At 71.2% G+C, this 9,309-nt stretch carries 10 protein-coding genes; 8 read left to right on the top strand and 2 right to left on the bottom strand.

The annotated features are described in order from the left end of the window. Nucleotides 1-251: 251 nt before the first annotated feature. Complete coding sequence (locus tag AB0G28_RS48480; RefSeq protein ID WP_361106203.1) at nucleotides 252-1,247, bottom strand: 4-hydroxy-3-methylbut-2-enyl diphosphate reductase; 996 nt, start codon at nucleotides 1,245-1,247, stop codon at nucleotides 252-254. 151 nt (nucleotides 1,248-1,398) lie between these two features. Here AB0G28_RS48480 and AB0G28_RS48475 point away from each other — a divergent pair, with 151 nt between their 5' ends. The 6 genes from AB0G28_RS48475 to AB0G28_RS48450 all read left to right on the top strand — a co-directional run bounded on the left by AB0G28_RS48475 (nucleotide 1,399) and on the right by AB0G28_RS48450 (nucleotide 5,919). Then, the gene (locus tag AB0G28_RS48475) at nucleotides 1,399-2,169 is read left to right on the top strand and encodes a lipid droplet-associated protein (protein ID WP_361106200.1); all 771 of its coding nucleotides are present in this window, start codon (nucleotides 1,399-1,401) and stop codon (nucleotides 2,167-2,169) included. Further along, the gene (xseA, locus tag AB0G28_RS48470) at nucleotides 2,166-3,413 is read left to right on the top strand and encodes an exodeoxyribonuclease VII large subunit (RefSeq protein WP_361106198.1); all 1,248 of its coding nucleotides are present in this window, start codon (nucleotides 2,166-2,168) and stop codon (nucleotides 3,411-3,413) included. The genes AB0G28_RS48475 and xseA overlap by 4 nt, the downstream gene beginning before the upstream one ends. Then, nucleotides 3,410-3,808 (top strand): hypothetical protein, encoded by a 399-nt coding sequence (locus AB0G28_RS48465; RefSeq protein ID WP_361106195.1) that lies wholly within the window; start codon nucleotides 3,410-3,412, stop codon nucleotides 3,806-3,808. The genes xseA and AB0G28_RS48465 overlap by 4 nt, the downstream gene beginning before the upstream one ends. After that, nucleotides 3,805-4,026 carry an exodeoxyribonuclease VII small subunit gene (locus tag AB0G28_RS48460; protein ID WP_361106192.1) on the top strand — a complete coding sequence of 74 codons (222 nt, stop codon included), beginning with the start codon at nucleotides 3,805-3,807 and terminating at the stop codon, nucleotides 4,024-4,026. Before AB0G28_RS48465 ends, AB0G28_RS48460 begins: the two co-directional genes overlap by 4 nt. Before the next feature lie 82 nt (nucleotides 4,027-4,108). Then, the gene (glpX, locus tag AB0G28_RS48455) at nucleotides 4,109-5,161 is read left to right on the top strand and encodes a class II fructose-bisphosphatase (RefSeq protein ID WP_361106189.1); all 1,053 of its coding nucleotides are present in this window, start codon (nucleotides 4,109-4,111) and stop codon (nucleotides 5,159-5,161) included. Nucleotides 5,162-5,169: 8 nt separating this feature from the next. Further along, entirely contained in the window at nucleotides 5,170-5,919 is a 750-nt protein-coding gene (locus tag AB0G28_RS48450; protein ID WP_361106186.1) for a serine protease, read from the top strand. A gap of 1 nt (nucleotide 5,920) precedes the next feature. Here AB0G28_RS48450 and AB0G28_RS48445 read toward each other — a convergent pair whose 3' ends face one another. Then, nucleotides 5,921-6,910, bottom strand: a complete 990-nt coding sequence (locus AB0G28_RS48445) for an NAD(P)/FAD-dependent oxidoreductase (protein ID WP_361106183.1) — start codon at nucleotides 6,908-6,910, stop codon at nucleotides 5,921-5,923. Nucleotides 6,911-7,032: 122 nt separating this feature from the next. Here AB0G28_RS48445 and AB0G28_RS48440 point away from each other — a divergent pair, with 122 nt between their 5' ends. After that, nucleotides 7,033-8,430 carry a class II fumarate hydratase gene (locus AB0G28_RS48440; protein ID WP_361106180.1) on the top strand — a complete coding sequence of 466 codons (1,398 nt, stop codon included), beginning with the start codon at nucleotides 7,033-7,035 and terminating at the stop codon, nucleotides 8,428-8,430. Nucleotides 8,431-8,440: 10 nt separating this feature from the next. After that, nucleotides 8,441-9,271, top strand: a complete 831-nt coding sequence (locus tag AB0G28_RS48435; protein ID WP_361106177.1) for a helix-turn-helix transcriptional regulator — start codon at nucleotides 8,441-8,443, stop codon at nucleotides 9,269-9,271. The last annotated feature ends 38 nt before the right edge of the window (nucleotides 9,272-9,309 follow it).

Genomic DNA, 9,309 nt, shown 5'->3' with positions numbered 1-9,309 from the left:
ACCCGCCGCCTGAACACCACCCACCCTCGAAACCGGCTCCGCTCCGCTCCGCCGGATGCTGACGCACGCCCCCAAAGTCCCATTTTCGGATCAGAACCGGAACTCGCGTGATTGAAGCCGGAACTCGCGTGACTGGGCGGGCATCACGTGTGATTGGAGAGGCATCGCGCGTGATCAGAGGGGCATCACGTGTGATTGAGGGGCCATCTCGCGGGTTCGGCGGCGGGTGAGCCGCCGAACCCGGGTCAGCCTCAGACCTTGCGGAGCTCCTTCGGCGGGGCGAACGAGATTTTTTCGTTGGCCGTCGTGACCTCGTCGACGTCCGCGTAGCCGCGCTCGGCGAGCCAGTCCAGCAGCTCCATGACCAGCACGTCCGGGACCGACGCGCCCGACGTCACCCCGACCGTCGTCACCCCGTCGAGCCACGACGGATCCACCTCGCGGGCGAAGTCGACCAGGTACGACGCCTTCGCTCCGGCCTTCAGAGCCACCTCGACCAGGCGCTTCGAGTTGGACGAGTTCTTCGAGCCGACCACCAGGACCAGGTCGCACTCGGCCGCCATCGCCTTGACCGCGACCTGGCGGTTCGTCGTCGCGTAGCAGATGTCGTCGCTCGGCGGGTCCGCCAGGCCGGGGAAGCGCTCGCGGAGCTGGTCGACGCGCTCCATCGTCTCGTCGACCGACAGCGTCGTCTGGGACAGCCAGATCACCTTCGACGGGTCGCGCACCTCGACCTTGTCGACGTCCTCGGCCGTGTCGACCAGCTGCACCTTGTCCGGCGCCTCGCCGGCCGTGCCCTCGACCTCTTCGTGGCCCTCGTGGCCGATCAGGAGGATGTCGTAGTCGTCCTTGGCGAACCTGTTGACCTCCTTGTGCACCTTCGTCACCAGGGGGCAGGTCGCGTCGATCGTGCGCAGGTTCCGTTCGGCGGCCTCCGCGTGCACCATCGGCGAGACGCCGTGGGCGGAGAACACCACGAGCGCGCCCTCGGGCACCTCGGACGTCTCGTCGACGAAGATCGCGCCGCGCTCACGCAGCGTCTCGACCACGTGCCGGTTGTGGACGATCTCCTTGCGGACGTACACCGGGGCGCCGTAGACCTCGAGGGCCTTCTCGACGGCGATCACCGCGCGGTCCACGCCCGCGCAGTAACCACGGGGTTTGGCCAGCAGCACCCGCTTGCCGGAAGCGGTTCCGGTGATCGTCGGGGTACCCGCGGGCTCGATTCCGGGACTCGCTGAACTCATGCCCCCAGGGTACGGGCAGCCCGGTGACGCCCTCGCAGTCCCTTTCGGGTGAGCTTCGTCCCCCTTCCGAAAGGTGCCCGGGGTCACTCAACGCGCACTAACCCACTCTTTCGGTTGGGCAGGAGAGCGGGTCATGCGGCAGGCTGGACGCATGAAGCCATTCCCGCTCCCCCTCCGGGTCGCCGCGGGCCTCGCCGTCACCACCGCCGAGCGGGTTCGCGAACTCCCCCGGCAGCTCGCCGGCCTCCCCGTGACCGTCGCCAGCCAGGTCCTGCAGGCCTCCATGCGCGTCCAGCAGCACGTCACCGAGCTGGCGATCAAGGGCGACAACGCCCTGTCGAGCCTGCGGCCGGTCGAGGACACCCCGAGCTGGGCGACGTTCGACGAAGACGCCGAGCTGGGCGACGTCCCGCCCGCGCGGCCGAACCTCGCGCCGGTCGCCGACGTGCCGGAACCGCGCTCGGAAATCAACGGTCACGTTCCGTCAGCGACCGAGCTCGAAGCGGAGCTGGGTGACCCCTGGGCCGCCGAGGAACGCGCGCTCGCCGAGAACCACGCCGACGGCGAGTTCGACTCCGCCCAAGAACACGAGGCCGAGGAAGAAACGCCGCGCAAGCCCCAGCCCGGCACGCCCGCGATCGACAAGAAGGCCAAGAGCGAGACGCCCCGGACCAGCGCCGCGGGCTACGAAGGGCCCGCCGGACTGACCGGCTACGACCAGCTCACCCTCCCCCAGCTGCGTGCCCGGCTGCGTCAGCTCTCGATCGACCAGCTCGAGACGATCCTCGAGTACGAGCGCGCGCACGCCGACCGCTCGTCCTTCACCGGCATGCTGTCGCGCCGGATCGCCAACGCCCGCAAGGCGGAACGCGCCAAAGAAAATGGTGCCGAAGACAATGGCGACGGCGCGGAAGGCCCGTGACCACCGAATCCGCACCAGCGCCCGCGAGCACCGCGGAAAAGCCGTGGCCGGTCCGGACCGTCGCGCGCAAGATCGGCGACTGGATCCACCGGCTCGGCAGTGTGTGGGTCGAGGGCCAGGTCACGCAGGTCAGCTCGCGGCCGAACACGCAGACCGCGTTCCTGACGCTGCGTGACCCCTCGGCGGACGTCTCGATGTCCGTCACCTGCCCGAACTGGCTGATCCGCGAGATGGAACCGCCGCTGCGCGAAGGCGCGAGCGTGGTGGTGCACGCGAAGCCGTCGTACTTCTTCGGCCGCGGCACGATCAGCCTGCGTGCCGACCAGATCCGCGCCGTCGGCATCGGGGAGCTGCTGGCCCGGATCGAACGCCTGCGGAAGCTGCTGGCCGCCGAAGGCCTGTTCTCGCCGCAGCGCAAGCGGCCGATCCCGTTCCTGCCGAAGGGCGTCGGGCTGATCACCGGCCGCGCGTCGGCCGCCGAGCGGGACGTCCTGGCCAACGCCCAGCGCCGGTGGCCGCACGTGCGGATCAAGGTGCTCAACACGGCCGTCCAGGGCTCGCAGGCCGTCCCGCAGGTCATGCGCGCGCTGAGGATCTTCGACGCCGACCCCGAGATCGACGTCATCGTCATCGCCCGCGGCGGCGGCAGCGTCGAGGACCTGCTGCCGTTCTCCGACGAGGCGCTGTGCCGCGCGGTGTCGGCCGCCGGGACGCCGGTCGTCAGCGCGATCGGGCACGAGCCGGACACCCCGCTGCTCGACTACGTCGCCGACCTGCGCTGTTCGACGCCGACCGACGCCGGCAAGCGGATCGTCCCGGACCTGCGCGAGGAGACCGAGCGCGTCCGGCAGATGCGCGACCGCGGGCGCCGCGCCCTGCACGGCTGGGTCGACACCCAGACGCGCCTGCTGACGCAGATTCGCAGCCGCCCGTCGCTGGCCGACCCGCTGGGCCCGATCCAGCGCCGGCAGGACGACGTCGACGTCCACCGCGAACGCGCCCGCCGCGCCATGCTGACCCTGCTCGCCAAGGACCAGGCCGAGATCGCCAACGCGCGAGCCCGGCTCACCGCGCTCGGCCCGGCCGCGACGCTGGCCCGCGGGTACGCGGTCGTGCAGTTCGTCGACGCCGAAGGCAACCTCCAGGTACTCCGCTCCGTCTCCGAAGTCGAGGCCGGTGCCCAGCTGCGCGTGCGCGTGGGTGACGGCGCGATCGGCGCGGTGGCGGAAGGGGCCCAGGAGTGAGAGCGACGTTCCTCCCGCTCACCGTGGACGCGGCCCGGCGCCTGGGCGCCCGGCCGCTGCTGGACCAGGCGGTGCGCACCGACCGGGCCGCCGCCGAGTGCTGGACGGCGTTGCTCGCCGGCTGCGGCAGCGCCGCCCGCCGTGACCTCGGTCCGCAGCTGCGACGGCTCTCCGAGGCGACGTCGATGCAGGTGGGCTCGCGCTGGTGGTTCGCCGAGGGCGCCGGGCACCGCAAGCGCGTGGCCGGCGCGCAGGAGAACCTCGAAGAAGCGATCGCGGACGGTGACGGGCAGGAGTTCGCCCTCGCGTTCGTCGGGTACGACCACGCCATGGCCAGCGCGGTAGTGTGCGCGAACAGCGTGCAAGCCCGGAAGGTCGGAGAACACCGAGCGTGAGTGAGACACCCAGCGAGGAACTCGGCTACGAGCAGGCTCGCGACCGGCTCGTCGAGGTCGTCCGCGAACTCGAAGCGGGTGGCCTGTCCCTCGAGCAGTCGCTCGCGTTGTGGGAGAAGGGCGAGAAGCTCGCGAAGGTCTGTGAGCGCCATCTCGAAGGCGCCCGCGAGCGCATCGAAGCGGCCCTCGCGTCCGTGGAGGACGACTCCGACCAGTGAGGTAGGCCATGCTCACGGTATCTGGAAACACGGCGGGTATCTGACAGACTGTTGACCCGCCAGTTCCACGATCCGGGAGGCAATGATGTCCGCCGCAGAGAGTCGTCGTGAAGCGCCCGACCGCAACCTCGCGATGGAGCTGGTCCGGGTCACCGAAGCCGCCGCCATGGCCGCCGGTCGCTGGGTCGGCCGCGGCGACAAGATCGGGGGCGACGGCGCGGCCGTCGACGCCATGCGCCAGCTCGTCTCGACGGTGTCGATGCGCGGGGTCGTCGTGATCGGCGAGGGCGAGAAGGACGAAGCGCCCATGCTGTTCAACGGCGAAGAGGTAGGCAACGGCGACGGCCCGGACTGCGACGTCGCCGTCGACCCGGTCGACGGCACCACGCTGATGGCCAAGGGCATGCCGAACGCGCTCGCGGTGCTCGCGGTCGCCGAGCGCGGGGCGATGTTCGACCCGTCCGCGGTGTTCTACATGGAGAAGCTGGCCGTCGGACCCGAAGCCGCCGGCAAGGTGGAGCTCGGCGCGCCGATCGCGGAGAACATCCGCCGGGTCGCCAAGGCGAAGAACAGCAGCGTCGGCGACGTCACCGTGTGCATCCTCGACCGCCCGCGGCACGAGCAGATCGTCAAGGAGGTCCGCGAGGCCGGCGCGCGGATCCGGTTCATCTCCGACGGCGACGTCGCGGGCGCGATCGCCGCGGCCCGCCCCACCACCGGCGTCGACATGCTGATCGGCATCGGCGGTACCCCCGAGGGCATCATCGCGGCCTGCGCGATGAAGTGCCTCGGCGGCGAGCTGCAGGGCCGGCTGTGGCCGAAGGACGACGCCGAGCGCGAGAAGGCCCTCGCCGCCGGGCACGACCTCGACCGGATCCTGCTGAACGACGACCTCGTGCGCGGCGACAACGTCTTCTTCTGCGCCACCGGCGTCACCGACGGCGACCTGCTGCGCGGCGTCCACTACCGCGAGGGCGGCGCGACGACGCAGTCCATCGTGATGCGGTCCAAGTCCGGGACCGTCAGAATGATCGACGGCTACCACCGGCTGAACAAGCTGCGGGCGTACTCCTCGGTCAACTTCGACGGCCACCTGGACGTGCCCGTCGACGACGTCGTCCCCCCGCTGCCGTAAGGAGATCCGTGACCAGGCGACTGCTGGTTCTCTCGACCTTGCTGTCCTTCCTGGTCCCGGGCACCGCCGCGGCCGCCCCCGGCATCGTCGGGGGCGCGGACGCGGACCAGCCGTACCCGTTCGCGGTGTCACTGCACTCCGCGTCGGGGAAGCTGTTCTGCGCCGGCGCGCTGATCGCGCCCACGTGGGTCGTCACGGCCGCGCACTGCGCGTTCGACAAGGCCCCGGCCGCGATCTCGGTGCGCGCGGGCACGAACGACGTCGGGCAGGGCGGCGAGGTCGCCCAGGTCGCCGCGATCGTCGTGAACCCGGCGTTCAACACCCAGAGCCCGGCGGGCGACATCGCGCTGCTGCGGCTGGCCGCACCGGCCGCGGCGGCGCCGATCGGGCTCGCGACGGCCGCGTCGCCGGGCACCGCGACCCGCATCCTCGGCTGGGGCCAGACGTGCCCGAAGGTCAACTGCGGCCAGCTGCCGGCGACGCTGCAGCAGCTCGACACGCACATCGTCGAAGGCTCGAAGTGCACGTCGACGTTCGACGGCACGGCCGAGCTGTGCACGGACAACCCGGGCGGCAAGGCCGGGGCCTGTTTCGGCGACTCCGGCGGACCGCAGGTCGTCCGCGACGGCGACCACTGGCTGCTCGTCGGCGTCACCAGCCGTCCGGGCAACAACGAGCCGGAATGCGCGGCGGCGCCGTCGATCTACACCTCCGTCGTCGCCTACGCGCCCTGGATCGCGGAGAAGACGAAGGCCTGAGCTACTCGGCGTTGCTCGAGTGGCCCGGGAACAGGTGGGCGTCCGGGTCGAGCGCGACGGCGATGTTGTTGACGGCCGTCGCGGCCTCGCCGAAGCCGGTCGCGATCAGCTTGACCTTCCCCGGGTACGCGGCGACGTCGCCCGCGGCGTAGACGCGCTCCCGCGCGGTCGCCATCGTCGAGTCGACCGCGATGGCGCGGTGGTCGATCTCCAGGCCCCAGCTTTCGATCGGGCCGAGGTCGGCGGTGAACCCGAGCGCCGCGACGACGGCGTTGGCCGGGAGCCGCTCGTCTTCGCCGCCCTTGATCGAGACGTCGACGGCTTCGAGCGTCCCGTCCGGCGCTTCGACGAACCGCGTGACCTCGGCGTCGGTGATGATCCGGGTGCCCAGCTCGCGTGCCTGCCGCACGATCGACTCGGCGGCGCGGAACTTCGCCCGGCGGTGCACGAGCGTCACGCTCGCCGCGACCGGGCGCAGCGCGAGGATCCAGTCGAACGCCGAATCGCCGCCGCCGACGACCACGACGTGCTGCCCCGCGTGCGCCTGCAGCGACGGGACGAAGTGGACCATGCCGCGGCCGAGCCAGCCGTCGCCGGCCGGCAGCGGGCGCGGGGTGAACTCGCCGATGCCCGCGGTGATCAGCACCGCGCCGGCGGTGAGGGTTTCGCCGCCGTCGAGGGTCAGCTCGAGCTTGTCGCCGGCGCTTTCGAGCTTTTCGGCCTTGCGTCCCAGCAGGTACTTCGGCTTCCAGGGCGCGGCCTGCTTCACCAGGCCCTCGACGAGGTCGCGGCCGCGGACCTCGGCGAACCCGCCGACGTCGTAGATCATCTTCTCCGGGTACATCGCCGTCACCTGGCCACCGGGCTCGGGCAGCGAGTCGACCACCGCCATCGAAAGGCCGCGGAACCCGGCGTAGTAGGCGGCGAACAGGCCCGTCGGCCCCGCGCCGATGATCACGAGGTCGTACGAGTCGCCCGTGGCGTCAGTCATGCTCGCTCCAGCCAGTGGTGGATGGCGGTGATCGAGAACACACCCGATCCTAGCGTCGCGGGCGGGCGAGGGTGGGCGACGCCACCACGCGGCGGCTCGCGAACAGGTCCAGAATCGGTGTCATGGCTGATCAGGAATACCGGATCGAACACGACACGATGGGCGAGGTCCGCGTGCCGGCCGACGCGCTCTACCGCGCGCAGACCCAGCGGGCCGTCGAGAACTTCCCCATCTCCGGCCGGGGCCTGGAACGCGCCCAGATCCGCGCGCTCGGCCTGCTCAAGGCGGCCGCCGCGCGCGTGAACCTCAAGCTGGGCGTGCTCGACGCCGACGTCGCGAACGCCATCGCGGCCGCCGCCGACGAGGTCGCCGAGGGCGTCCACGACGCGCACTTCCCGATCGACGTGTTCCAGACCGGGTCCGGGACGTCGTCGAACATGAACGCCAACGAGGTCATCGCGACGCTCGCTTCGCGCGCGCTCGGCCGTGACGTGCACCCGAACGACCACGTCAACGCGTCGCAGTCGTCGAACGACACCTTCCCGACGACCATCCACGTCGCCGCCACCGAAGCGGTGACCAAGGACGTCATCCCGGCGCTCGAATACCTCGCGGGCGCCATCGAGGTGCGGGCCGCGGAGTGGGCCGACGTCGTGAAGTCCGGCCGCACGCACCTGATGGACGCGGTCCCGATCACGCTCGGCCAGGAGGCGGGCGCGTGGGCCTCCCAGATCCGCTACGGCGTCGAACGGCTCAAGTCGGGCCTGCCGCGGCTGGGCGAGCTGCCGATCGGCGGCACGGCCGTCGGGTCGGGCCTGAACGCCCCGGAGGACTTCGGCTCATCGGTCGCCGCGGAACTCGCCACGGTCACCGGGCTACCGCTGACCGAGGCCCGCGACCACTTCGAGGCGCAGGCGACGCAGGACAGCGTCGTCGAGACGTCCGGCCACCTGCGCACGGTCGCCGTGTCGCTCAACAAGATCGCCAACGACCTGCGCTGGCTGGGCTCCGGCCCGCGCACCGGGCTGGCCGAGCTGGCGCTGCCGGACCTGCAGCCGGGTTCGTCGATCATGCCGGGCAAGGTGAACCCGGTGATCCCGGAGGCGACGCTGCAGGTGGTCGCGCAGGTGATCGGCAACGACGCGGCCGTGGCGTTCGCCGGGGCCGCGGGCAACTTCCAGCTGAACGTCAACCTGCCGGTGATCGCGCGGAACGTCCTCGAGTCGGCACGTCTGCTCGCCGCCGTTTCGCGGTTGCTGGCGGACAAGGTCTTCGCGGGTATCACCGTGCACACCGACCGCACCCGGACGTATGCCGAGGGCTCGCCGTCGATCGTGACGCCGTTGAACAAGTACATCGGCTACGAAGAAGCGGCGGCCGTCGCGAAGCAGGCGTTGAAGGAGCTGAAGACGATCCGCGAAGTCGTCATCGAGCGCGGGTACGTGCGCGACGGGAAGCTCACGGAAGAGCAGCTGGACGAGGCGCTCGACGTGCTTCGCATGGCCCGCGGCGGCCGGTGACCCTGTCGGCATGAGTGAACTGGGTGCCTTCCTGAAGGCGCGCCGGGCCGCCTTGGACCCGGCCGACCTGGGCCTGCCGCGCGGGGTCACGCACCGGCGTGTCGCGGGACTGCGGCGGGAGGAACTGGCACAGCTGTCCGGGATCAGCGTCGACTACTACACGCGGCTGGAGCAGGGCCGGGCGAAGAACGTGTCGGACGCCGTCCTCGACGCGCTGGCCCGCGCACTGCGCCTCACCGACGGCGAGGAGGCCTACCTGCGCAACCTCGCCGGGCCGGGCCGCCGTGGCCGGCCCGGGCCGCAGCGGGTCCGGCCCGAGCTGCAGCTGCTGCTCGACGCCATCCAGGCGCCGGCGTTCGTCTTCGGCCGCTACCTGGACGTGCTGGCCTGGAACGCCCTCGGCGGCGCGATCGCGTTCGACTTCGAGCACCTCGAAGAGCGCAACATCGCGAAGCTCTCCTTCCTCGGCGGACGTGGGAAGGAGCTGTACCCGGAGTGGGACGCGGTGTCCCGCGAAGTCGTCGCCAACCTGCGGGCCGAGGGCGGCAGGCACCCCGGCGACCCGGAGTTCACCCGGCTGGTCGACGAGCTTTCGCGGGCCAGCGCCGAATTCCGCGCGCTGTGGGCGGAGCACGCGGTGCGGGAGAAGGCGCAGGGGTGGAAGGTGATGGTGAACCCCGTGGTCGGCGAGCTGCGGCTGCGCTACGAGACGCTGCGCCTGCCCGACGACCCGGACCAGGGCCTGGTGATCTACCACGCCGAACCAGGGTCCGGAAGTGAGCGCGCGCTCGGCTTGCTGGCCGGCCGTGAAGGCCTCCTTACCGGCTCTTATGGCCGGTAAGGAGGCCTTAAAGGTCCAGAGCGTGCAGGAAATTTTGG

It is taken from the genome of Amycolatopsis sp. NPDC021455 (assembly GCF_040640995.1).
Classification (GTDB): domain Bacteria; phylum Actinomycetota; class Actinomycetes; order Mycobacteriales; family Pseudonocardiaceae; genus Amycolatopsis.
The sequence above is the reverse complement of the archived record's forward strand: the minus strand, read 5'-3'. Positions and strand labels throughout refer to the sequence as shown.